A 22,975-nucleotide genomic window follows, 5' to 3' on the forward strand; every position below is an offset into this window, starting at 1 on the left:
GCACATGGTGTCCTGCAAGCGTCTCGCTTGCCTTATTTTTCGGGCATTGAGTTGACTAGGGAAGTTGCTATTGCATGTGGCGTGAAACCAAAATTCTGCTGATCGATGACGATAGCGTCCGCCGCCGCGACCTGGCGGTGATTCTAAATTTTCTTGGCGAAGAAAATTTACCCTGCGGCAGCCATGACTGGCAGCAGGCAGTCGGCTCTTTGTCGTCTAGTCGTGAAGTCATTTGCGTACTGATCGGGACCGTTAATGCTCCTGGCGCGCTTTTGGGCTTGCTAAAGACACTCGCAACCTGGGATGAGTTCCTTCCGGTTTTGTTAATGGGCGATAATTCTTCCGTTGACCTGCCTGAAGACCAGCGTCGCCGCGTGCTGTCGACCCTGGAAATGCCGCCCAGCTACAGCAAATTGCTCGATTCGCTGCATCGCGCCCAGGTCTATCGCGAAATGTACGACCAGGCCCGCGAACGCGGCCGTCATCGCGAACCCAATCTTTTCCGCAGTCTTGTCGGCACCAGCCGTGCGATTCAGCACGTCCGGCAGATGATGCAGCAAGTGGCCGACACCGACGCCAGCGTGCTGATCCTCGGCGAGTCCGGCACCGGCAAGGAAGTGGTCGCGCGCAACCTGCACTATCACTCCAAACGCCGCGACGCGCCATTCGTGCCGGTCAACTGCGGGGCGATCCCGGCAGAGCTGCTCGAAAGCGAACTGTTCGGCCACGAGAAGGGCGCCTTCACTGGCGCGATCACCAGCCGTGCCGGGCGCTTTGAGCTGGCCAATGGCGGCACGCTGTTTCTCGACGAAATCGGCGACATGCCGCTGCCGATGCAGGTCAAGCTGCTGCGCGTGTTGCAAGAGCGCACCTTCGAACGCGTGGGCAGCAACAAGACCCAAAGCGTCGACGTGCGCATCATTGCCGCAACGCACAAGAATCTCGAAAGCATGATCGAGATCGGCTCGTTCCGCGAAGACCTCTACTATCGCCTGAACGTGTTCCCGATCGAGATGGCGCCACTGCGTGAGCGCGTCGAAGACATCCCGTTGTTGATGAACGAACTGATCTCGCGCATGGAGCACGAGAAGCGCGGTTCGATCCGTTTCAACTCGGCGGCGATCATGTCGCTGTGCCGTCACGGCTGGCCGGGCAACGTCCGCGAACTCGCCAACCTGGTCGAGCGCATGGCGATCATGCACCCGTACGGGGTGATCGGCGTGGTCGAGTTGCCGAAGAAATTCCGCTACGTCGACGACGAAGACGAGCAGATGGTCGACAGCCTGCGCAGCGATCTGGAAGAACGCGTGGCCATCAACGGCCATACGCCGGACTTCAGCGCCAACGCGTTGCTGCCGCCGGAAGGTCTCGACCTCAAAGACTACCTCGGTGGCCTGGAGCAGGGCCTGATTCAGCAAGCGCTGGACGATGCCAATGGCATTGTTGCCCGCGCCGCTGAGCGTCTGCGCATCCGTCGCACCACCCTGGTCGAGAAGATGCGCAAGTACGGCATGAGCCGGGCCGGAGGAGATGAACAGGCGGATGATTGACGCCTGTTTTTCAAGCGCTTCATTTATAAGCGGTTTTTTTTAGGCACGGGTATTGCTACAGCCCTCGCAACGTTCCGTTTCACTGACGGTCAGCCAAGCGAGAGAGCCCAATGCCCCAAGCCGCCCAGATCTCTTCTGCCTCCAATATCGTGGGGCAACCCTCGTCCGTAGAGCAGGCAAGTCGTCAGGGACTTGAGCAGGCCTTCCAGCTGTTCAACCAGATGTCGAGCCAGCTGACCGACTCCTACAGCCTGCTCGAAGCGCGGGTCACCGAACTCAAGGGTGAGCTGGCCGTGGTCAGCGCCCAGCGCATGCAGGAGCTGGCGGAAAAAGAACGCCTGGCCAATCGCCTGCAAAACCTCCTCGACCTGTTGCCCGGCGGTGTGATCGTCATTGACGGCCACGGTCTGGTGCGCGAAGCCAATCCTGCCGCCATCGATCTGCTCGGCTCGCCACTCGAGGGCGAACTCTGGCGCCATGTGATCGCGCGCTGCTTCGCTCCCCGTGAAGACGACGGTCATGAAATCTCCTTGAAAAACGGTCGACGCCTGTCGATTTCCACCCGCTCGCTGGATGCCGAGCCGGGGCAGTTGGTGCTGCTCAACGACTTGACGGAAACACGTCATCTGCAAGACCAGTTGGCGCGCCACGAACGTTTGTCATCGCTGGGGCGCATGGTCGCCTCGCTGGCCCACCAGATTCGCACGCCGCTGTCCGCCGCTTTGCTCTACGCCAGTCATTTGACTGAACAGCAACTGCCAGTGGAAACCCAACAACGCTTTGCCGGCCGCCTGAAAGAGCGTCTGCACGAGCTCGAACATCAAGTGCGCGACATGCTGGTGTTCGCTCGCGGTGAATTGCCGCTGACCGACCGCCTCACGCCCGGTGCCTTGATGCAGTCGCTGCAGGCTGCGGCGCTGACCCATGTGCAGGACCTGCCGATCCGCTGGCAGTGCGACAGCCATGCCGGTGAGTTGCTGTGCAACCGCGACACACTGGTCGGCGCATTACTGAATCTGATTGAAAACGCCATTCAGGCCAGCGCTGGCGAAGCGCGCCTGAAAGTGCATTGCTACACCAGAGGCAACACCCTGCGTCTGTGTGTCAGCGACAGCGGCAGCGGCATTGAGCCGACAGTTTTGGCGCGCCTCGGCGAGCCTTTTTTACTACCAAGGTCACCGGCACCGGCCTCGGCCTGACCGTGGTCAAAGCGGTGGCCCGTGCGCATCAGGGAGAATTGACCCTGCGTTCGCGAGTCGGGCGCGGCACTTGCGCGCAGGTCAGTCTGCCGCTGTTTTCCGCTGCACAAGGAGTTGAATAAACGTCATGGGCATCAAGGTGTTGCTGGTCGAGGATGACCGTTCGTTGCGCGAGGCGCTGGCCGATACGCTGCTGCTCGCCGGCCACGACTATCACGCCGTCGGCAGCGCCGAAGAAGCGCTGACGGCCGTCGCGCAGCAAGCTTTCAGCCTGGTGGTCAGCGACGTCAACATGCCGGGCATGGACGGTCATCAATTGCTTGCGTTGCTGCGCGCACGCCAGCCGCAATTGCCGGTGCTATTGATGACCGCCCACGGCGCCGTCGAGCGTGCGGTCGATGCGATGCGCCAAGGCGCGGCGGATTATCTGGTCAAGCCGTTTGAGCCCAAGGCATTGCTCGATCTGGTGGCGCGACATGCGCTGGGCTGCATTGATGCTGGCGAAGCGGAAGGCCCCGTCGCCGTTGAACCGGCCAGTGCGCAGTTGCTTGAGTTGGCGGCGCGGGTTGCGCGCAGTGATTCGACTGTGTTGATCTCCGGCGAGTCCGGCACCGGTAAAGAAGTGCTGGCGCGCTATATCCACCAGCAATCGCGGCGGGCCAGCCAGCCGTTTATCGCAATCAACTGCGCGGCGATCCCCGACAACATGCTCGAAGCAACACTGTTCGGCCATGAGAAGGGCTCGTTCACCGGCGCTATCGCCTCGCAGGCCGGCAAGTTCGAGCAGGCGGACGGCGGCACCATTCTGCTCGATGAAATTTCCGAAATGCCCCTGGGCCTGCAAGCCAAGTTGCTGCGCGTCCTGCAAGAGCGGGAAGTGGAGCGAGTGGGCGCGCGCAAGCCAATCAGTCTGGACATTCGCGTGGTCGCCACGACCAACCGTGATCTGGCCGGCGAAGTGGCGGCGGGGCGTTTTCGCGAAGACCTGTTTTACCGCTTGTCGGTTTTTCCCTTGGCCTGGCGTCCACTTCGCGAACGCACTGCCGATATCCTGCCGCTGGCGGAAAAGTTGCTGGCCAAACACGTCAATAAAATGAAGCACGCAGCAGCGAAGCTGTCCCCCGAAGCTCAAGCTTGCCTGACCGCGTACCCGTGGCCGGGCAACGTGCGGGAGCTGGACAACGCCATTCAGCGCGCGTTGATTCTGCAGCAGGGCGGTTTGATTCAGCCGCAGGATTTCTGCCTGAGCGGTGCGGTGACATTTGCGCCGTTGCCGATCACGGCACCGGTGATCCGCGAGGTGGAAATCGAGGCGGATTCTTCCGGCGCGCTGGGCGATGACCTGCGCCGCCGGGAGTTTCAGATGATCATCGACACCCTGCGCGCCGAGCGTGGCCGGCGCAAGGAAGCTGCCGAAAAGCTCGGCATCAGCCCGCGCACCCTGCGCTACAAACTGGCGCAAATGCGTGATGCCGGGATGGATGTCGAAGGTTATCTGTTCGCCACCTGATCGATGCTGCAAAACATTCCAGATGCTTTTCTCAGAAGGGTGCCCACTAGCTGGCACCCTTGTTGCTAATACCTGTGTACCCGCCGAGTGAGTGTCAAAAAATTGCGGGCCGCCCAAGAGAGTAGACCATGAGCCAAGGTATTGAATTTAATCGGTTGATGATGGACATGCAGGCCATGAAAGTGGATGCCATGTCTGCGCGTAAATCGACTGCCGCTGTCCCTGAAATCGCGGGCAGCAGCTTTTCCGACATGCTCGGTCAGGCGATCAATAAAGTCAGCGATACCCAGCAGGCGTCGACTCAACTGGCCAACGCGTTCGAGATCGGCAAGAGCGGTGTCGACCTGACTGACGTCATGATTGCGTCGCAAAAAGCCAGCGTGTCGTTCCAGGCTCTGACCCAGGTGCGCAACAAGCTGGTCCAGGCTTACCAAGACATCATGCAGATGCCGGTTTAAGGGCGAAATAAGTCATGGCAGAAGCAGTCGCTGATAACGTTCCGGCCAAGGCCACCCCGATCGACGGCAAACCGCCGCTGTTCGGCCTGTCCTTTCTGGAAAACCTTTCCCAGATGACCGTGCTGCGTCAGGTCGGCCTGTTGGTCGGTCTGGCGGCGAGCGTGGCGATTGGCTTTGCCGTGGTGCTGTGGTCGCAGCAGCCGGATTACCGTCCACTGTACGGCAGCCTTGCCGGCATGGACGCCAAGCAGGTCATGGAAACCCTGGCCGCCGCTGACATTCCCTATAACGTAGAACCCAATTCCGGCGCCTTGCTGGTCAAGGCCGACGACCTGTCCCGTGCGCGGATGAAACTCGCTGCCGCTGGTGTCACTCCCAGCGACGGCAATATCGGTTTCGAAATCCTCGACAAGGAACAGGGTCTGGGCACCAGCCAGTTCATGGAAGCGACCCGTTATCGTCGCGGCCTCGAAGGCGAACTGGCGCGGACCATCTCCAGCCTGAACAACGTCAAGGGTGCCCGCGTGCATCTGGCCATTCCGAAGAGTTCGGTGTTCGTCCGTGACGAGCGCAAGCCTAGCGCTTCGGTACTGGTCGAGCTGTACAGCGGGCGTTCGCTTGAGCCGGGTCAGGTGGTGGCGATCATCAATCTGGTCGCGACTTCCGTGCCCGAGTTGAGCAAATCGCAGATCACCGTCGTCGATCAGAAGGGCAACCTGCTCTCCGATCAGGCGGAGAACTCGGAAATGACCATGGCCGGCAAGCAGTTCGATTACAGCCGCCGCATGGAAAGCATGCTCACCCAGCGCGTGCACAACATTCTGCAACCGGTACTGGGCAACGATCGCTACAAGGCTGAAGTCTCCGCCGACGTCGATTTCAGTGCCGTCGAATCGACCGCCGAGCAGTTCAACCCGGACCAACCGGCGTTGCGCAGCGAGCAGTCGGTCAACGAACAACGCACCGCCAGCAATGGCCCGCAAGGTGTGCCGGGTGCCCTGAGCAACCAGCCGCCGTCGCCAGCCTCGGCGCCGCAGACCACCGGTGGCACCGCCGCACCGGCCGGAATGATTCAGCCAGGTCAGCCTTTGGTTGATGCCAACGGTCAGCAGATCATGGACCCGGCCACCGGCCAGCCGATGCTCGCACCGTACCCGGCGGACAAGCGTCAACAATCCACCAAGAACTTCGAGCTCGACCGTTCGATCAGCCACACCAAGCAGCAGCAGGGCCGTCTCAATCGCCTGTCGGTGTCGGTCGTGGTCGACGATCAGGTCAAGGTCAACCCGGCCAACGGTGAAACCAGCCGTGCGCCGTGGAGCGCCGACGAATTGGCGCGCTTTACCCGCCTGGTGCAGGACGCGGTCGGTTTCGACGCCAGCCGTGGCGACAGCGTCAGCGTGATCAACATGCCGTTCTCCGCCGAGCGCGGCGAAGTGATTGCCGATATTCCGTTCTACTCCCAGCCATGGTTCTGGGACATCGTCAAACAAGTGCTGGGTGTGCTGTTCATCCTCGTACTGGTGTTTGGTGTGCTGCGTCCGGTGCTCAACAACATCACCGGCGGTGGCAAAGGCAAGGAGCTGGCCGGTCTGGGCAGCGACGTGGAACTTGGTGGCATGGGCGGCCTGGACGGCGAACTGGCCAACGACCGCGTGAGCCTCGGTGGTCCGCAGAGCATTCTGTTGCCGAGCCCGAGCGAGGGTTATGACGCGCAGCTGAATGCAATCAAGAGTCTGGTAGCTGAAGACCCGGGTCGCGTGGCTCAGGTCGTGAAAGAGTGGATTAACGCAGATGAGTGATAACCGAGCCGCCACCGTCAAACTGACCAAGGTCGACAAAGCCGCGATTCTGCTGCTGTCCCTGGGTTCGACCGATGCTGCGCAAGTGCTGCGCCACATGGGCCCCAAAGAGGTCCAGCGCGTCGGCGTGGCCATGGCGCAGATGGGCAACGTCCATCGCGAGCAGGTCGAGCAGGTGATGAGCGAATTCGTCGACATCGTCGGCGATCAGACCAGCCTCGGCGTCGGTTCCGACGACTACGTGCGCAAGATGCTCACCCAGGCCCTGGGCGAAGACAAGGCCAACGGCCTGATCGACCGCATCCTGCTCGGTGGCAACACCAGCGGCCTCGACAGCCTGAAATGGATGGAGCCGCGCGCAGTCGCTGACGTGATCCGTTACGAACATCCGCAGATCCAGGCAATCGTGGTCGCGTACCTCGACCCGGATCAGGCCGGTGAAGTGCTCGGCAACTTCGACCATAAAGTGCGTCTGGACATCATCCTGCGCGTCTCGTCGTTGAACACCGTGCAACCGGCCGCCTTGAAAGAACTCAACCAGATTCTCGAGAAACAGTTCTCCGGCAACTCGAACGCCTCGCGCACCACCCTGGGTGGCATCAAGCGTGCGGCCGACATCATGAACTTCCTCGACAGCTCGATCGAAGGCCAGCTCATGGACTCGATCCGCGAAGTCGACGAAGACCTGTCCGGTCAGATCGAAGACCTCATGTTCGTCTTCAACAACCTTGCCGACGTCGACGACCGTGGCATTCAGGCGCTGTTGCGCGAAGTCTCTTCCGATGTGCTGGTGCTGGCCCTCAAGGGCTCGGACGAGGGCGTCAAGGAAAAGATCTTCAAGAACATGTCCAAGCGTGCCGCCGAACTGTTGCGCGACGACCTCGAGGCGAAAGGCCCGGTGCGCGTCAGCGATGTCGAAACCGCGCAGAAGGAAATTCTCACCATTGCCCGTCGCATGGCCGAAGCCGGCGAGATCGTGCTCGGTGGCAAGGGCGGCGAGGAAATGATCTAAGCCCATGGATAAGCCTGACGAGTCTGTGACGGATCTGATCCGCGCCCGCGATGTTCGTGGTTTCGAATCCTGGGCGCTGCCCAGCTTCGACCCGCCGAAACCGGAACCCGAGCCGGAGCCGGAGCCCGAACCGCCGGAAATGGAAGAAGTGCCGCTGGAAGAAGTCCAGCCACTGACCCTGGAAGAACTCGAAAGCATCCGTCAGGAGGCTTACAACGAGGGCTTCGCCATTGGTGAAAAGGAAGGTTTTCACAGCACCACGCTGAAGGTGCGTCAGGAGGCTGAAACAGCGCTGGCGGCGAAAATCGCCAGCCTTGAGCTGCTGATGGCCAATCTGTTCGAACCGATCGCCGAGCAAGACACCCAGATTGAAAAGTCGCTGGTCGACCTCGTGCAGCACATCACCAAACAAGTGATCAAGCGCGAACTGGCCATCGACTCGACACAGATCGAACACGTCATGCGCGATGCCCTCAAGCTGTTGCCGCTGGGCGTGGAAAACGTGCGCCTGTACGTTAATCCGCAGGATTTCGCCCAGGTCAAAGCCCTGCGCGAACGCCACGAAGAAACCTGGCGCATCGTCGAGGACGAGTCGCTGTTGCCGGGCGGTTGCCGGGTTGAAACCGAGCACAGCCGCATCGACGCCAGCGTCGAATCGCGGGTGACCCAGGTTATGGCCAAGCTGTTCGACCAATTGCATGAGCAGGCTCTGCATCCGGCAGCGCCTGACTTGAGTCTGGACATTCCCGAAGACACCCCAGTGGCTGTCGACTCTGACGAGCCGCGCGCGGACGCCAGCGATGCGCCTTGAACGCACCAGTTTCGCCAAGCGCCTGAGCACCTACGCCGAGGCCACCGAGATTGCCGGCGCGCCGATCCTTGAAGGTCGGCTGCTGCGCATGGTTGGCCTGACTCTCGAAGCCGAAGGCCTGCGCGCCGCCATGGGCACCCGCTGCATGGTGATCAATGACGACAGCTACCATCCGTCTCAGGTGGAAGCGGAAGTCATGGGTTTTTCCGGCAGCAAAGTCTTTCTGATGCCGGTCGGCAGCGTCGCCGGGATTGCCCCGGGCGCGCGCGTGGTGCCGCTGGCCGATACCGGTCGTTTGCCGATGGGCATGAGCATGCTTGGCCGTGTTCTTGACGGTGCTGGCCGCGCGCTGGACGGCAAGGGCGGCATGAAGGCCGAAGACTGGGTGCCGATGGACGGCCCGACCATCAACCCGCTCAACCGTGACCCGATCAGCGTACCGCTGGATGTCGGCATCCGTTGCATCAACGGTTTGCTGACGGTCGGCCGTGGCCAGCGTCTGGGTCTGTTCGCCGGTACCGGTGTCGGTAAATCGGTGCTGTTGGGCATGATGACCCGCTTCACCGAAGCCGACATCATCGTCGTCGGCCTGATCGGTGAGCGTGGTCGCGAAGTTAAGGAATTCATCGAGCACATCCTCGGTGAAGAAGGCCTCAAACGCTCGGTAGTGGTTGCCTCGCCAGCGGACGATGCACCGCTGATGCGTATGCGCGCGGCGATGTATTGCACGCGCATCGCCGAGTATTTCCGCGACAAGGGCAAGAACGTTCTGCTGCTGATGGACTCGCTGACCCGTTTCGCCCAGGCCCAGCGTGAAATCGCGCTGGCCATCGGCGAACCGCCAGCAACCAAGGGCTATCCGCCCTCGGTGTTCGCCAAACTGCCGAAACTGGTGGAGCGCGCCGGTAATGCGGAGAAGGGCGGCGGTTCGATCACGGCGTTCTACACCGTACTGTCCGAAGGCGATGACCAGCAGGACCCGATTGCCGACTCGGCGCGGGGCGTGCTCGACGGCCACATCGTCCTGTCGCGGCGCCTCGCCGAGGAAGGCCACTATCCGGCGATCGACATCGAAGCGTCGATCAGCCGGGTGATGCCGGCGGTGGTTTCGCCGGATCACATGCAGCGCGCGCAGTATTTCAAACAGCTCTGGTCACGCTATCAGCAGAGCCGCGATCTGATCAGCGTCGGTGCCTATGTGGCCGGTGGCGATCGCGAGACCGATCTGGCGATTTCCCTGCAACCGCAGTTGGTCAGGTATCAGCGCCAGGGCCTCAACGACAAAATCAATCTGGGTGAAAGCCAGGCCTATCTGGAAACCCTGTTCGCCCCTGCGGCGGGCGGGTAACCGGCCATGGCCGTCAGCCGCGCTGCGCGCCTGGCACCGGTGGTGGACATGGCCGAGAAGGCCGAGAAAGCCGCCGTGCAGCGCCTCGCCTACTTTCAGGGCCAGGTCAAAGTTGCCGAAAGCAAACTGGCCGACCTCAATGCCTTTCGTCTGGATTACTCGCAGCAGTGGATCGTCCGTGGCAGCACCGGCGTCACCGGGCAATGGCTGCTGGGTTTTCAGGGTTTCCTGGCGCAACTCGATACTGCCGTCGACCAGCAACGGCAGAGCCTGGTCTGGCACCAGAACAAGCTCGACAAGGCGCGTGAGGAATGGCAACAGGCGTTTGCCCGCGTCGAGGGTTTGCGCAAACTGGTGCAGCGCTATCGTGATGAAGCGCAACGCCTGGAAGACAAGCGGGAGCAGAAGCTGCTCGATGAACTGTCGCAGCGGTTGCCAAGGCGTGATGCCTTCTAAACCTCACCGCCAAACCCTGTGGGAGCGAGCCTGCTCGCGAAAGCGCCGTGTCAGTCAATCCTGTAGTCAACTGACAGAATGCCTTCGCGAGCAGGCTCGCTCCCACACTTGTTCCACTGTTGCGCCTTGCCCCAAGCCTATCCAGGTGCTAAACCTTGTACAGGTTCGTCAATGACAAGGAAGCCAGTCAATGTCAGTCGTTACAGAAGTCTCTCCAGACCAGAAAAAGCTTACGATCGCCGTCAAAGGCCGGTTCGATTTCGGTCGCCATCAGGAATTTCGCGAGTCGTATGAACGGCTCCCACACAAACCCGAATCCATCGTGGTCGATCTCAAAGAGGCCACTTACCTCGACAGCTCAGCGCTGGGCATGCTGCTTCTGCTGCGTGATCACGCCGGTGGCGACAATTCGGATATCCGCGTCGTCAACAGCAGCTCCGATGTGAAGAAAATCCTCGCGATTTCCAACTTCGACAAACTCTTCGACATCAGTTGACGCCCATGCAGGCGCAAGAGCCGCTGACTATTCTTATCGCCGAAGACAGTGCCGCCGACCGGCTGCTGCTGTCCACCATTGTCCGCCGTCAAGGTCATCAAGTGCTGACGGCGGCCAATGGTGCGGAGGCGGTCGAATGCTTCCAGCAGCAAGAACCCGATCTGGTGTTGATGGACGCGCTGATGCCGGTAATGGACGGCTTCGAAGCGGCGCGGCAGATCAAGGCGCTGGCGGGTGAAGCGTTGGTGCCGATCATCTTCCTCACCTCGCTGACCGAGAGTGAAGCGCTGGCCCGTTGTCTGGAGGCTGGCGGTGACGATTTTCTGGCGAAGCCGTACAACCAGGTGATCCTTGCCGCCAAAATCAAGGCGATGGATCGCTTGCGTCGCCTTCAGGCCACGGTCCTGCAGCAGCGCGATCTGATCGCGAAACATCATGGCTATCTGCTCAACGAACAACGCGTGGCCAAAGCGGTGTTCGACAAGGTCGCGCATTCAGGGTGCCTGAGTGCGCCGAACATTCGGTACCTGCAATCGCCTTACGCCCTGTTCAATGGCGATCTGTTGCTCGCTGCGTATACGCCGGCCGGTGACATGCACGTGATGCTCGGCGATTTCACCGGGCATGGCTTGCCGGCAGCGGTGGGGGCGATGCCGCTGGCCGAAGTGTTTTATGGGATGACCGCCAAGGGCTATGGCCTGGCCGAAACCCTGCGCGAGATGAACGCCAAGCTCAAGCGCATCCTGCCGGTGGACATGTTCTGCTGTGCCACCTTGCTCAGTCTGAGTTTCCAGAGCCGTTCGGTGGAGGTGTGGAACGGCGGCATGCCCGACGGTTACTTGCATCGCATGGCCAGTGGCGAGCGCGTGCCTTTGCCGGCGCGGCATTTGCCCCTGGGGATTCTCAGCGCGCAAGCCTTCGATGACCGTACGGATGTGTATCCGATGGCCGTCGATGATCGAGTGTTTCTGTTATCGGACGGGGTGATCGATACCTGCGATGCCAATGACCAGTTGTTCGGCGTCGAACGCTTGCAGCAGGTGTTTGCGGCGAACCGTGAGCCGGATCGGTTATTCGAGGATATCGAACAGGCGTTGCGCGATTTTCGCGGACAGGCCCGTGATGACGTAAGCATGGTCGAGGTCAGTCTGCTCGAGTCGGCGCAGGCCCACGGCGCCGCGCCGGTGTATTCCGACAGCGGCCAGTCGTGCCCGCTGGACTGGTCGGCCAGTTTCGAGTTTCGCGGCGCCACGCTCAGGCGCTTCAATCCATTGCCGTTCCTCTTGCAGTTGCTGCTTGAGGTGCATGGCCTGCGCGCGCAAAGCGGGGCGCTGTACAGCGTGCTCGCCGAGTTGTATTCCAATGGGCTGGAGCATGGCGTGCTCGGGCTGGACTCGAGCCTCAAACGCGATGCGGCAGGTTTCGCCCGCTACTATGAAATGCGCGCGGCGCGGTTGGAGGCGCTGCAAGACGGTTTCGTGCGAGTGCATTTGCAGGTCCAGCCGCAAGGCGAGGGTGGGCGGCTGGTCATCCGCGTCGAGGATAGCGGCAAGGGGTTTGATGTGGCGCGGGTCATGGAAAGGCCCGTGGATAACGTCCGCTTGTCGGGACGCGGCATCGGTCTGGTCCGGCAGCTGGGGCGCAACGCCAGTTGGTCGGACCAAGGTCGTAGTGCCAGCGTGGAGTTTTTCTGGGAGATTGAGGCATAATCCGCCCATTCTTGATCAAGGAGTGAGCAAGTGACAGACCCACATGTAAATCGCGAAGTCCTCGATACTTTGCGCGAGGTGATGGAGGACGGCTATACGGAATTGCTGGAGACTTTTCTGGCAGATTCGCAAAGCCGCCTGCACGAGTTGCAGGACAGCACCAGCGCCAAAGCGCTTTCCGATGTAGCGCATAGCTTCAAGGGCAGCGCCAGCAACATGGGCGCGGTTCGACTGGCCGAGTTGTGCCAGGACCTGGAGTCGAATGCGAAGGACAAAAGCCCGGAAGCGCTCGCTCAGCTAGTCGCCGATATCCATTCTGAATTCGCCGAAGTACGTCCGGTGTACGAAAGCGAAAAGCACCACGCCCACATCCACTGAAGCTGCCGTCCGGCGCTTTTCGCAAGTGTCTGGCCAAACTGGCCCGGCACTTGCAGTCAACTTGCTCAACTGTACCTACGATCCCAGTGCAGCGGAGACCGTGTCATGCCTGCGACCCCCAACATTCTTCTTCAGACCGCCGCCCAGGCCAAGGCGCAAGCCGCCTCTGCCAAATCGTCGGCAATGGCCGCAGACGCCGGGGACAAGGCTTCCAGCTTCGCCAGAGTGTTTGCCGATCAGGCGCCGGCCAAGCCTGCCGTGAGCGCCGACAACTCAGTCAAGCCGGCACGCGATAAGGTCGCAGACAGCAGCGGCAAAAAGGATATCGGCAAAGATCAGTCTGCCGCGCCCGAGCCAGCTGTTGCCGATAGCGGCAAAGCGTTGCCTGCCGACAAAGCGGCGACGAGCGACGACGCGACTGCCACTGCCGATGACACCGCTGAAACGGTACAAATCCCTGTGGCCGATGCCGCGCCAGTAGACCCGACGCTGGATCCGGCCCTGGCGCAAGTCGTTCAGCCATTGGCGGCGCCTGTCGTGCCGACTCCAACAGTCGCAACGCCAGCCCAGCCGGAAACCGAAGCGCCTGCATTGGCGGTCGTGTCGGGCATGGTCAAAGATCCGGCGGCCACCGATAGCGATTTCGATCCATCGGCCGACCCGCTCGACTCGATGCCGGCCGTACGCATGGCGATGGAGCAGGGTGGGCATATTTCCGCCGCCAGTCAGGCGCAACCGAAAGCCACGCCTGCTCAAGCTCAGGCTGACGGCGAATTGACCGCCGCGCAGAACTTTGCCGCCGGCATGGCCAGCATGCTCGACGTGCAGGCCGACAAGGACAGCACCAGTCAGGGCGGCGAACAAGCTTTCAGCGGGCTGATCGACGATGGTCTGAAGGATCTGAAATCGGCTACCAGCGACACCCGCGTCGATGACTTCGCCAACCGTCTGGCGGCACTGACCCAGGCCGCTACGCCGAAAACCGCCAATGCGCTGCCGGTGAATCAGCCGATCGCCATGCACCAGAGCGGCTGGACCGAAGAAGTGGTCAACCGCGTCATGTACCTGTCCAGCGTCAATCTGAAGGCCGCCGACATTCAGTTGCAACCGGCGGAGCTGGGGCGTCTGGATATCCGCGTGAACATGGTTCCCGATCAGCAGACCCAGGTCACCTTCATGAGCGCGCACCCGAGCGTGCGTGAAGCGCTCGACAGCCAGATGCACCGCCTGCGCGACATGTTCAACCAGCAGGGTATGGGCCAGGTGGATGTCAATGTCGCCGACCAGAACCGTGGCTGGCAGGGGCAGCAAGGTCAGGAACAGGCGCAGCATGGGCAGAGTGGCCGGACCAGTGCTGCGGGTGGGCGTCTTGACTCGGTGGATGAGGAATTGCCACCGGCTACTGTCGCTGAAGTGGCGGCGCAGACTACCAGCGTAATTGGCAGCAGCGCGGTCGACTATTACGCCTGAGCAAATCAAGAGCCCCCTCACCCTAGCCCTCTCCCAGAGGGAGAGGGGACCGATTGGGGAATCTTGAAGAACTACGCCGACCTGAACGAGCATCGCTGAATCCGTTCGACATTAGGCGACCTGTTGATTCCCGCCCTGAACTTGCAATCACCTCGGTTGTGCAGGTCGATGTCCAGCCCCATTACATCTCGGTCGGCCCCCTCTCCCTCCGGGAGAGGGCTGGGGTGAGGGTGCTTTTGACTTTAGCGTCGTTCTCGACCTCCGACACTTCTGGCATAACACTTGCTCTTGCCTTGCCGTGCGACTGTGAAACCCCCGATTAGTGACGGATTATTGGCATGGCGAAGAGCGAAGCTGCAGCAGTAAAAGACCCCGCAACCAAAGGCAAACTCAAGCTGATCATCGTGATCGTGCTGGCGTTGCTGGTGGCCATTGGTGCATCCGTCGGGGCGACCTGGTTCTTCATGCACGGCGCGCAGAGCAAGCCTGCCGAGGCCGCTGAAGCAGCGCCGGTCGGCAAGCAGGCGGCGATTTTCGAGCCGATGGCGCCGGCCTTCGTTGCCAACTACAACCAGAACGGCCGTCAGCGCTACATGCAGGTGAGCATCACCATGCTGGCGCGTAATCAGGCCGATCTGGACGCGCTCAAAGTGCACATGCCGGTTATCCGCAACAACCTGGTAATGCTCTTCTCCGGTCAGGATTTCGCCACACTGGCGACCCCGGTCGGCCAGGAGATGTTGCGCCAGAAGGCCACCGCCAGCGTCCAGGAAGTGGCGCAGAAAGAACTGGGCAAAGTGGTCATCGAACAGTTGCTTTTCACTAATTTCGTACTTCAGTAGGAACACGACATGGCCGTGCAGGATCTGCTGTCCCAGGATGAAATCGATGCGCTGCTGCATGGCGTCGATGATGGTCTGGTACAGACCGATAATGCTGCCGAACCCGGCAGTGTCAAAAGCTACGACCTGACCAGCCAGGATCGCATCGTCCGTGGACGCATGCCAACGCTGGAAATGATCAACGAGCGCTTTGCCCGCTACACCCGCATCAGCATGTTCAACATGCTGCGCCGCTCGGCGGACGTGGCTGTCGGTGGCGTGCAGGTGATGAAGTTCGGCGAATACGTGCACTCGCTGTACGTGCCGACCAGCCTCAACCTGGTCAAGATCAAACCGCTGCGCGGCACCGCGCTGTTCATCCTCGACGCCAAACTGGTGTTCAAGCTGGTGGACAACTTCTTCGGTGGTGACGGCCGTCACGCCAAGATCGAAGGGCGGGAATTCACTCCGACCGAACTGCGCGTAGTGCGCATGGTGCTCGAGCAGGCTTTCGTCGATCTGAAGGAAGCCTGGCAGGCGATCATGGAAGTCAATTTCGAGTACATCAACTCGGAAGTGAACCCGGCCATGGCCAACATCGTCGGCCCGAGCGAAGCGATTGTGGTCTCCACCTTCCACATCGAACTCGATGGCGGTGGCGGCGATCTGCACGTGACCATGCCGTACTCGATGATCGAGCCGGTGCGCGAGATGCTCGACGCCGGTTTCCAGTCCGACCTCGACGATCAGGACGAGCGCTGGGTCAACGCCCTGCGCCAGGACGTACTCGATGTCGACGTGCCGATCGGTGCCACCGTAGCCCGCCGCCAGTTGAAGCTGCGCGACATCCTGCACATGCAACCGGGAGATGTGATCCCGGTCGAGATGCCGGAAGACATGATCATGCGCGCCAACGGCGTGCCGGCCTTCAAGGTCAAGATGGGCTCGCACAAAGGCAACCTCGCGTTGCAGGTGATCGAGCCGATCGAGCGTCGCTGAGGCGGCGCTTTTCACCCCCGTATTTAACCGAATTGTTGCCCGCCGAGGACACATGATGAACGACGATATGAACGCGCAGGACGACCAGGCACTGGCCGATGAATGGGCTGCGGCCCTGGAAGAAACCGGTGATGCCGGCCAGGCTGACATCGATGCACTGCTGGCCGCCGACGCCGGCACTTCCAGCTCCAACCGTCTGCCGATGGAAGAGTTCGGCAGCGTGCCGAAGAACAACGATCCGGTGACCCTCGACGGTCCGAACCTGGACGTGATCCTCGACATTCCGGTGTCGATCTCGATGGAAGTCGGCAGTACCGACATCAACATCCGCAACCTGCTGCAACTCAACCAGGGTTCGGTGATCGAGCTTGATCGTCTGGCCGGTGAGCCGCTCGACGTGCTGGTCAACGGCACCTTGATCGCCCACGGCGAAGTAGTGGTGGTCAACGAGAAGTTCGGCATCCGCCTGACCGACGTGATCAGCCCAAGCGAACGCATCAAGAAGCTGCGCTGAGTGAAAAGGTTTCTCTGGGTGCTGCTGGCATGGCCGTTGGGCGTGCTGGCTGCCGAACCGGGCGCAACCACTGCCGGGCCTGCCGCCACCGCGCCAATGGTCAATAGCGGCGTGGCCGGTCAGTTGACGCAACTGGTGTTCGGTTTGCTGCTGGTGCTGGGTTTGATCTTCTTCCTCGCCTGGCTGTTGCGCCGCGTGCAGCAGGCGGGGCCAGCGGGCAAGGGCCAGGTAATCGAGCTGATCGGCTCACGCGCGCTCGGTCCGCGTGACCGCTTGATGCTGGTGCAGGTCGGCAACGAGCAGATTCTGCTCGGCCTCAGCCCCGGCACCATCACCGCGCTGCACGTGCTCAAAGAGCCGGTCGAAGTCCCCACCGCCAGTGAAAAAGCGACGCCGGAATTTGCTCAGCATCTGCTGAAGATTCTTGGCAAGGACCAAAAGGATACGAAGTAATGGGTGCGCTCCGCATCGTCTTGACGCTGGTCCTGTTGCTGGCCGCGCCGCTGGCGTTCGCCGCCGATCCGTTGTCGATCCCGGCGATCACGCTGGGCACCAATGCCGACGGCGCGCAGGAATATTCGGTCAGTCTGCAGATCCTGCTGATCATGACCGCGCTGAGCTTTATTCCGGCGGCGGTCATCCTGATGACCAGCTTCACGCGGATCATCATCGTCTTCTCGATCCTGCGTCAGGCCCTCGGCCTGCAACAGACGCCGTCGAACCAGATCCTCACCGGCATGGCGCTGTTCCTGACGCTGTTCATCATGGCGCCGGTGTTCGACCGGGTGAACAACGACGCGCTGCAACCGTATCTGGCGGAAACCCTCACCGCCCAGCAAGCGGTGGAAAAGGCTCAGGTGCCGATCAAGGACTTCATGCTCGCGCAGACCCGCACCAGCGATCTGGAGCTGTTCATGCGCCTGTCCAAGCGCACCGACATTGCCAGCCCGGATCAGGCGCCGTTGACCATTCTGGTGCCGGCGTTCGTGACTTCCGAGCTTAAAACCGCCTTCCAGATCGGCTTCATGATCTTCATTCCGTTCCTGATCATCGACCTCGTCGTGGCGAGCGTGCTGATGGCCATGGGTATGATGATGCTCTCGCCGCTGATCATCTCGCTGCCGTTCAAGATCATGCTGTTCGTGCTGGTCGATGGCTGGGCGCTGATCATCGGTACTCTGGCCAGCAGTTTTGGAGGTGTTTCGCCATGACGCCGGAAGTCGCGGTCGATATCTTTCGTGAAGCCCTGTGGCTGACCACCATGATGGTCGCCATCCTGGTGGTGCCGAGCCTTCTGGTCGGCCTGCTGGTGTCGATGTTCCAGGCCGCCACGCAGATCAACGAACAGACCCTGAGCTTCCTGCCGCGTCTTCTGGTGATGCTGGTGACCCTGATCATCGGCGGTCCGTGGATCGTGCAGACATTCATGGAATACATCATCCAGCTGTACAAAAACATTCCGATGGTCATCGGCTAAGCCATGCAATCGCTGCTTCAGCTGACCGACACCCAGATCAGCACCTGGGTGGCGTCGTTCATGTTGCCGCTGTTTCGCGTGGCGTCGATGCTGATGGTCATGCCGGTGTTCGGCACCACCCTGATCCCGCGTCGCGTGCGCCTGTATTTCGCCGTGGCGATCACCGTGGTCATCACCCCGGCGCTGCCGCCGATGCCCGCCGTCAGCCCACTCGATCTCAGCGGCCTGTTGCTGATCGGCGAGCAGATTCTGGTGGGCGCCGTACTCGGCTTTTCCCTGCAACTGTTCTTCCAGGCTTTCGCCGTCGCCGGGCAGATTGTTGCGATCCAGATGGGCATGGGCTTCGCCTCGATGATCGACCCTACCAACGGCGTTTCGGTGGCGGTGATCGGGCAGTTCTTCACCATGCTGGTGACGTTGCTGTTCCTGTCGATGAACGGCCATCTGGTGGTGTTCGAAGTCCTCACTGAAAGTTTCACCACGCTGCCGGTCGGCGGCGGTTTGATGGTTGCGCATTACTGGGAACTGGCCGGCAAACTCGGCTGGGTCCTCGGCGCCGCATTGCTGCTGGTGTTGCCGGCCGTCACCGCACTGTTGGTGGTCAACATCGCCTTCGGCGTGATGACCCGCGCCGCGCCGCAACTGAACATCTTCTCGATCGGTTTTCCGCTGACCCTGGTGCTCGGCCTGTTCATCGTCTGGGTCGGCCTTGCGGATATTCTCAACCAGTATCAACCGCTGGCCAGCGAGGCCTTGCAGTTGCTACGCGAACTGGCACGGGCGCGCTGAGTCATGGCAGAGAGCGAAAGCGGTCAGGACAAAACGGAAGACCCCACGGAGAAGCGCAAAAAGGACTCCCGTGAGAAGGGTGAAATCGCCCGTTCCAAAGAGCTCAACACCCTGGCCGTGATGATGGCCGGCGCCTCTGCGCTGCTGATTTTCGGCGGCATGCTTGCGCAAGAAATGATGGACGTGATGCGCCTGAACTTCACCCTGTCCCGCGAAGTGGTCATGGATCAGGGCGCCATGGGCCGATTTTTGCTGGAGTCGGGCCTGATCGCGTTGCTGGCGATTCAGCCGGTGATGATCACCCTGTTGCTCGCCGCCATCATCGGGCCAATCTCCCTGGGTGGCTGGCTGTTCGCGGCAAGTTCGCTGGCACCCAAATTCAGCCGGATGAACCCGGCCGCCGGCCTCAAACGGATGTTCTCGTTCAAGGCTGTGGTTGAACTGCTCAAGGCATTGGCGAAGTTTCTGATTACCTTGGGCGTGGCGCTGTTGGTATTGTCCGCCGACGTCGACGACTTGCTGCGCATCGCCCACGAACCACTGGACATGGCGATCATCCACAGCGTCTTGCTGGTGGGCTGGAGCACGCTGTGGCTGGCCTGCGGTCTGATCATCATCGCCGCCGTCGACGTGCCGGTGCAGATCTGGGAGAGCATGAAGAAGCTCAAGATGACCAAGCAGGAAGTGCGCGACGAACACAAGGACCAGGAAGGCCGCCCCGAGGTCAAACAACGCATTCGCCAGACCCAGCGCGAAATGTCCCAGCGACGGATGATGGCGGCGATTCCCGAAGCCGACGTGGTCATCACCAACCCGACCCACTACGCGGTCGCGCTCAAGTACGACTCGGAGAAGGGCGGCGCACCGGTGCTGCTGGCCAAGGGCAGCGACTTCATCGCCCTGAAAATCCGCGAAATCGCAGTGGCCAACAACGTCATGCTGCTCGAGTCGCCTGCGCTGGCGCGCTCGATCTATTACTCAACTGAGCTTGAGCAGGAAATTCCCGGTGGACTGTATCTGGCGGTGGCGCAGGTATTAGCCTACGTCTATCAGATTCGCCAACACCAGGCGGGCAAGGGCAAGCGGCCGGACCCGCTCAAGGATGATCTGCCGATTCCGCCGGACTTGCGTCGGGATTCCTGACGTTGCTGCGCAGCCTTTTGTCTGAGATTCCCCTTTACTGTCAACTCTGACAGGTGCAGTCGCCGTGATTTTGCAGTTTGATGCAAGATGCAGCTGCGTACTGGCGCGGTCAGGCGAGCGAGTGCAAGGGAGCACGACGATGAAAGGTATTTTCAGCAGCTACGATGAAAAAACCGGCAAAGGCACCATCACGCCGAAGCCGACGGGACGATGCCTTTCCTTTGCCGAAGCCACGAATTTTTTCTGACTGCCAAAGAGTACCGATTCAGCGTTCCATTGGCTGAGGCCTTGCAGGCGAAGATCAAAGTGGGCGGCGAAGTCGAGTTCGAATTGCCCAGGACCAAAAATGGGAAAGTGAAAATCCTTCGGTATTGACCGGCAGTTTGCCCTCATCGCCAAACACCTGAAAAAGAAAACCGCCGTCCCGATGATGCGCAACGGCGGTTTTTTTGGGCGATTATTGCCTGTCAGTAGCCTTCGCGAGCAAACTTGATTCCACTTGTAATGCGATCAACCGTCGAAAGTGAGCCTGCTCGCTAAGGGGTCATCCCGGTCAGGAAAACAACCAAGTTCAAGCCCCGCTGTTCTAGATCACTGGTTAAATAAATCCGTTCCCTTTACTCCTGTCCCCTTTTCTCTCAATTCTGATGAGGCGAAGCGTCGACTCACTACCGCAAACACAAGACAGTGTGTCCAGGGCTAGAATGATAAGCATGCTCTCTCCACCCGTGTCCTTCGTTGTACAACCCCCAATACAAACTAACGTCTGAGCGAATTCCATAGGCAGCGGGCTGAGTCACAAAAAATTTAGTTCGGAACAAAACCAGGTCTGACGTTTTTACAGCACGGCCATTCGCATTGACCCACTGATCAATCTTTGAATCAGCTATAAGTGATGGTGAGACAATGCATTGTTCGACGTTGCTTACAGAAACAGAAATTGAGGCATGTTGGCCTGAGCTATCTCTTACATTGATGGTGGTGCTGCCATTACCTTCACTCCAGATTAACCCGACGTCATTGACGTTTGCGATTTTTGGATTATCCGATTGATAAGTAATTTGACCCACTCCTCCTGACGCTTGACGATTTGCTGAGGCTCCAGACGGATGAACACCCGTAAGGCGCCATCTATCGATGTACTGACCACTGGTATTCACGATTGACACTGTCCTGCCTGACAACTCTAAAGGTGAATCATCTATGATGAGTTTTGCACGTACCTTGAGGCCTACATTTAGACTAGGGAACAGAGTAGCGTCGTTTTTGTCCCCGTTGGTGCTGAATCCAACACTAATGTCCACGCGAAGAGATCCATCAACAAGGCGGTCTAGTTCCGAACGCAAAAGCGTTCTGCTCAATTTACCTGGCATTTCAATTTCAATTCCATTAGCCAACGAAATTTCGTAGTCCGATCCATCATCTTTTTTTCCTACGCAAAGCAGCCAGAACTTTTGTCCCTTTGCCATGGCTGTCCAGGTATCGACTGTCACAGTCGCATCGCCATCAAAAGTCGATAAATCAAGTACTTTTCCTTCGTCCGGCCCAATTGCTTGGAGAATTACGGGTGTCGGCAAACGCGGGTCTCCATCAGCGATTGTCATGACATCAAACCTGACTGTTGGTGATTCTCCAGCCGGAACTCCGGTACGAATCAAATCCCACCGCAACTCAATCGCCTTGCCATGCCAAGCCGCCAGAAACGCAGCGCTCAATGAAATCTCTGCAATCCCACCAACAAAATCCACCACCGGAAACGGCGGCGCACCGGCCGGCGCGTTCACCTGGACGAATTGAGCTTTATCGTCTTTCTCTGCTGCGAAGCCTGTTATCTGAAGCTTCACTCCATCCGGATTAGCCAAAACGTCAATCGGCACTGTGGGCGGGTTCAAGGTCGGGGGTGGCAGGTCAAGTTGCAGGCCAATGACGGTATACACCTGATCCGGAAACCGCGTGGCGCTAGCGAAGTCATTGCTCTTGTCCTCCGATACCCAGAATTCCAGTTTCAACAGCGATCCTTCTTTCAATTCTTTCAGAAAAGCTATGAGCAGCGGTTTATCCCAGAACCCCTGACTGACCCAGGTCGCATTCACCTTGTGGGTGTCACCATTCCAGAATTGCAGGACGTGCGCCGAGCCGTCGGGTTTCTGGCCGGTGAGCTTCAGCCACACCTGCTGACCGACCTGGATCCCCGTCCAGTTGCGTGCTCGTAGCGTGGCGTCCTGGCCCCTCAGTGCGGCCACGTCGAGCATGCCGTCCACGGCCTCAGCGATTATCGGCGAGTTGTACACCTTCTGATTGGCGGTGATAGTGATCGGGGTCGTCGCCGACTCATTGTTGTTGGTCAATTGATCGCGCACCCTGGCGAAGACCGAATGGGTGCCGTCGCCTATCAACTGCAATTCTGCAGCCGTCAGGGTGTGGTTGATCGGGCTTGTGGGGTTGGGAAATGTGATGCTCCAGGTGCCTATGGTGAGCGTCACCGTGTCGTGAGGCCGTGGGTAACCGACGGTGATCGTGATGACCGCCGTCTGCCCCGGTACGACGCTGGGTGGATGGCTGACGGTGACGGTAGGCGCCGGGTTGTTGTAGAGCAGCTTGAGTGTGGGTGAGTCGGCGTCGTTACCGCTGGCTCGGGTCACTCTGTAGTGGACATCGTTGACACCGTTTGTGAACCAACTCGCCGGCACGCGCAAAAGAATGCGTTCCTGCTCCTCACCGGGATAGATGGTTTTGCTGATGCCGGTGCTGACTTCGTTGACAAAAATAGTCACGACGTCATAAGCCGCCATGACCCAGTTCCGCAAGCCGGTTATGGGGTCGATGACAAGTTCTACGCCAGAAGGAGTGAATGCCGAGAGAGGAAGGCCGCCATCGGCAGTACCTGGAGGCAGCACCGGTGTTATCCATTGCGGGGGGTACACGGGATACAAGGCCAGGGCAGCGTTGGCTTCGGTTGAATGGACTTGAACGCTCATTCTGTTCTCCTCGAACACTGGTGATGAACAATGGCAGGCAAGGTTCATCACAACG

Annotated in this window: 21 protein-coding genes and 1 pseudogene; 21 read left to right on the forward strand and 1 reads right to left on the reverse strand. The window is 60.0% G+C overall.

From position 1 onward, the window contains the following. The first annotated feature begins 74 nt into the window (after positions 1–74). The 21 genes and pseudogenes from AB4N85_RS02835 (at position 75) to flhB (ending at position 19,942) form a co-directional block, all read left to right on the forward strand. The gene (locus AB4N85_RS02835; RefSeq protein ID WP_041479014.1) at positions 75–1,550 is read left to right on the forward strand and encodes a sigma-54 dependent transcriptional regulator; all 1,476 of its coding nucleotides are present in this window, start codon (positions 75–77) and stop codon (positions 1,548–1,550) included. A gap of 110 nt (positions 1,551–1,660) precedes the next feature. Further along, positions 1,661–2,871, forward strand: a pseudogene (locus AB4N85_RS02840) (sensor histidine kinase). Between the two features lie 5 nt (positions 2,872–2,876). Next, complete coding sequence (locus AB4N85_RS02845) at positions 2,877–4,259, forward strand: sigma-54-dependent transcriptional regulator (RefSeq protein WP_252869006.1); 1,383 nt, start codon at positions 2,877–2,879, stop codon at positions 4,257–4,259. A 128-nt stretch (positions 4,260–4,387) separates the two neighbouring features. Then, on the forward strand, positions 4,388–4,717 hold the full coding sequence (gene fliE, locus AB4N85_RS02850; protein WP_016771081.1) for a flagellar hook-basal body complex protein FliE: 330 nt from the start codon (positions 4,388–4,390) through the stop codon (positions 4,715–4,717). A gap of 14 nt (positions 4,718–4,731) precedes the next feature. After that, a complete protein-coding gene (gene fliF, locus AB4N85_RS02855; protein WP_217850623.1) occupies positions 4,732–6,519 on the forward strand; it encodes a flagellar basal-body MS-ring/collar protein FliF in 1,788 nt (595 codons plus the stop codon). Then, complete coding sequence (gene fliG / locus AB4N85_RS02860; RefSeq protein ID WP_016771079.1) at positions 6,512–7,531, forward strand: flagellar motor switch protein FliG; 1,020 nt, start codon at positions 6,512–6,514, stop codon at positions 7,529–7,531. The genes fliF and fliG overlap by 8 nt, the downstream gene beginning before the upstream one ends. A gap of 4 nt (positions 7,532–7,535) precedes the next feature. Next, on the forward strand, positions 7,536–8,342 hold the full coding sequence (gene fliH, locus AB4N85_RS02865) for a flagellar assembly protein FliH (RefSeq protein WP_236167926.1): 807 nt from the start codon (positions 7,536–7,538) through the stop codon (positions 8,340–8,342). Continuing rightward, the gene (gene fliI / locus AB4N85_RS02870) at positions 8,332–9,690 is read left to right on the forward strand and encodes a flagellar protein export ATPase FliI (RefSeq protein WP_016771077.1); all 1,359 of its coding nucleotides are present in this window, start codon (positions 8,332–8,334) and stop codon (positions 9,688–9,690) included. Before fliH ends, fliI begins: the two co-directional genes overlap by 11 nt. Before the next feature lie 6 nt (positions 9,691–9,696). Next, positions 9,697–10,146, forward strand: a complete 450-nt coding sequence (gene fliJ / locus AB4N85_RS02875) for a flagellar export protein FliJ (RefSeq protein WP_016771076.1) — start codon at positions 9,697–9,699, stop codon at positions 10,144–10,146. A gap of 190 nt (positions 10,147–10,336) precedes the next feature. Further along, on the forward strand, positions 10,337–10,642 hold the full coding sequence (locus AB4N85_RS02880; RefSeq protein WP_056783805.1) for an STAS domain-containing protein: 306 nt from the start codon (positions 10,337–10,339) through the stop codon (positions 10,640–10,642). A 5-nt stretch (positions 10,643–10,647) separates the two neighbouring features. Next, positions 10,648–12,351 (forward strand): ATP-binding SpoIIE family protein phosphatase, encoded by a 1,704-nt coding sequence (locus AB4N85_RS02885; RefSeq protein WP_460066934.1) that lies wholly within the window; start codon positions 10,648–10,650, stop codon positions 12,349–12,351. A 30-nt stretch (positions 12,352–12,381) separates the two neighbouring features. After that, the gene (locus AB4N85_RS02890) at positions 12,382–12,729 is read left to right on the forward strand and encodes an Hpt domain-containing protein (protein WP_041479021.1); all 348 of its coding nucleotides are present in this window, start codon (positions 12,382–12,384) and stop codon (positions 12,727–12,729) included. A gap of 105 nt (positions 12,730–12,834) precedes the next feature. Next, positions 12,835–14,199 carry a flagellar hook-length control protein FliK gene (locus AB4N85_RS02895; RefSeq protein WP_252869008.1) on the forward strand — a complete coding sequence of 455 codons (1,365 nt, stop codon included), beginning with the start codon at positions 12,835–12,837 and terminating at the stop codon, positions 14,197–14,199. 338 nt (positions 14,200–14,537) lie between these two features. Beyond that, positions 14,538–15,041, forward strand: coding sequence for a flagellar basal body-associated protein FliL (gene fliL, locus AB4N85_RS02900; protein ID WP_016771071.1), 504 nt, complete (start codon positions 14,538–14,540; stop codon positions 15,039–15,041). A gap of 9 nt (positions 15,042–15,050) precedes the next feature. Next, positions 15,051–16,019 carry a flagellar motor switch protein FliM gene (gene fliM / locus AB4N85_RS02905; protein ID WP_003222890.1) on the forward strand — a complete coding sequence of 323 codons (969 nt, stop codon included), beginning with the start codon at positions 15,051–15,053 and terminating at the stop codon, positions 16,017–16,019. 55 nt (positions 16,020–16,074) lie between these two features. Then, positions 16,075–16,533 (forward strand): flagellar motor switch protein FliN, encoded by a 459-nt coding sequence (gene fliN / locus AB4N85_RS02910; RefSeq protein WP_016771070.1) that lies wholly within the window; start codon positions 16,075–16,077, stop codon positions 16,531–16,533. Continuing rightward, on the forward strand, positions 16,534–16,986 hold the full coding sequence (gene fliO / locus AB4N85_RS02915; RefSeq protein ID WP_056783817.1) for a flagellar biosynthetic protein FliO: 453 nt from the start codon (positions 16,534–16,536) through the stop codon (positions 16,984–16,986). It begins immediately after the preceding gene. Continuing rightward, positions 16,986–17,744, forward strand: coding sequence for a flagellar type III secretion system pore protein FliP (gene fliP, locus AB4N85_RS02920; protein ID WP_016771068.1), 759 nt, complete (start codon positions 16,986–16,988; stop codon positions 17,742–17,744). The genes fliO and fliP overlap by 1 nt, the downstream gene beginning before the upstream one ends. Continuing rightward, positions 17,741–18,010 (forward strand): flagellar biosynthesis protein FliQ, encoded by a 270-nt coding sequence (gene fliQ / locus AB4N85_RS02925; RefSeq protein WP_016771067.1) that lies wholly within the window; start codon positions 17,741–17,743, stop codon positions 18,008–18,010. Before fliP ends, fliQ begins: the two co-directional genes overlap by 4 nt. Before the next feature lie 3 nt (positions 18,011–18,013). Beyond that, positions 18,014–18,799 (forward strand): flagellar biosynthetic protein FliR, encoded by a 786-nt coding sequence (fliR, locus tag AB4N85_RS02930; RefSeq protein WP_016771066.1) that lies wholly within the window; start codon positions 18,014–18,016, stop codon positions 18,797–18,799. A gap of 3 nt (positions 18,800–18,802) precedes the next feature. Continuing rightward, on the forward strand, positions 18,803–19,942 hold the full coding sequence (flhB, locus tag AB4N85_RS02935; protein ID WP_016771065.1) for a flagellar biosynthesis protein FlhB: 1,140 nt from the start codon (positions 18,803–18,805) through the stop codon (positions 19,940–19,942). 668 nt (positions 19,943–20,610) lie between these two features. On the opposite strand, the gene AB4N85_RS02940 is transcribed toward flhB, so the two are convergent. Next, complete coding sequence (locus AB4N85_RS02940) at positions 20,611–22,920, reverse strand: Ig-like domain-containing protein (protein ID WP_252869009.1); 2,310 nt, start codon at positions 22,918–22,920, stop codon at positions 20,611–20,613. Positions 22,921–22,975: the final 55 nt, after the last annotated feature.

The sequence above is a fragment of the Pseudomonas sp. H1_G08 genome (assembly GCF_054681355.1).

Bases quoted from the DNA above. Each gene is read 5' to 3' on its own strand.
- AB4N85_RS02835 (WP_041479014.1), top strand. From the start codon at position 75: ATGTGGCGTGAAACCAAAATTCTGCTGATCGATGACGATAGCGTCCGC.
- AB4N85_RS02845 (WP_252869006.1), top strand. From the start codon at position 2,877: ATGGGCATCAAGGTGTTGCTGGTCGAGGATGACCGTTCGTTGCGCGAG.
- fliE (WP_016771081.1), top strand. From the start codon at position 4,388: ATGAGCCAAGGTATTGAATTTAATCGGTTGATGATGGACATGCAGGCC.
- fliF (WP_217850623.1), top strand. From the start codon at position 4,732: ATGGCAGAAGCAGTCGCTGATAACGTTCCGGCCAAGGCCACCCCGATC.
- fliG (WP_016771079.1), top strand. From the start codon at position 6,512: ATGAGTGATAACCGAGCCGCCACCGTCAAACTGACCAAGGTCGACAAA.
- fliH (WP_236167926.1), top strand. From the start codon at position 7,536: ATGGATAAGCCTGACGAGTCTGTGACGGATCTGATCCGCGCCCGCGAT.
- fliI (WP_016771077.1), top strand. From the start codon at position 8,332: ATGCGCCTTGAACGCACCAGTTTCGCCAAGCGCCTGAGCACCTACGCC.
- fliJ (WP_016771076.1), top strand. From the start codon at position 9,697: ATGGCCGTCAGCCGCGCTGCGCGCCTGGCACCGGTGGTGGACATGGCC.
- AB4N85_RS02880 (WP_056783805.1), top strand. From the start codon at position 10,337: ATGTCAGTCGTTACAGAAGTCTCTCCAGACCAGAAAAAGCTTACGATC.
- AB4N85_RS02885 (WP_460066934.1), top strand. From the start codon at position 10,648: ATGCAGGCGCAAGAGCCGCTGACTATTCTTATCGCCGAAGACAGTGCC.
- AB4N85_RS02895 (WP_252869008.1), top strand. From the start codon at position 12,835: ATGCCTGCGACCCCCAACATTCTTCTTCAGACCGCCGCCCAGGCCAAG.
- fliL (WP_016771071.1), top strand. From the start codon at position 14,538: ATGGCGAAGAGCGAAGCTGCAGCAGTAAAAGACCCCGCAACCAAAGGC.
- fliM (WP_003222890.1), top strand. From the start codon at position 15,051: ATGGCCGTGCAGGATCTGCTGTCCCAGGATGAAATCGATGCGCTGCTG.
- fliN (WP_016771070.1), top strand. From the start codon at position 16,075: ATGAACGACGATATGAACGCGCAGGACGACCAGGCACTGGCCGATGAA.
- fliP (WP_016771068.1), top strand. From the start codon at position 16,986: ATGGGTGCGCTCCGCATCGTCTTGACGCTGGTCCTGTTGCTGGCCGCG.
- fliQ (WP_016771067.1), top strand. From the start codon at position 17,741: ATGACGCCGGAAGTCGCGGTCGATATCTTTCGTGAAGCCCTGTGGCTG.
- fliR (WP_016771066.1), top strand. From the start codon at position 18,014: ATGCAATCGCTGCTTCAGCTGACCGACACCCAGATCAGCACCTGGGTG.
- flhB (WP_016771065.1), top strand. From the start codon at position 18,803: ATGGCAGAGAGCGAAAGCGGTCAGGACAAAACGGAAGACCCCACGGAG.
- AB4N85_RS02940 (WP_252869009.1), bottom strand. From the start codon at position 22,920: ATGAGCGTTCAAGTCCATTCAACCGAAGCCAACGCTGCCCTGGCCTTG.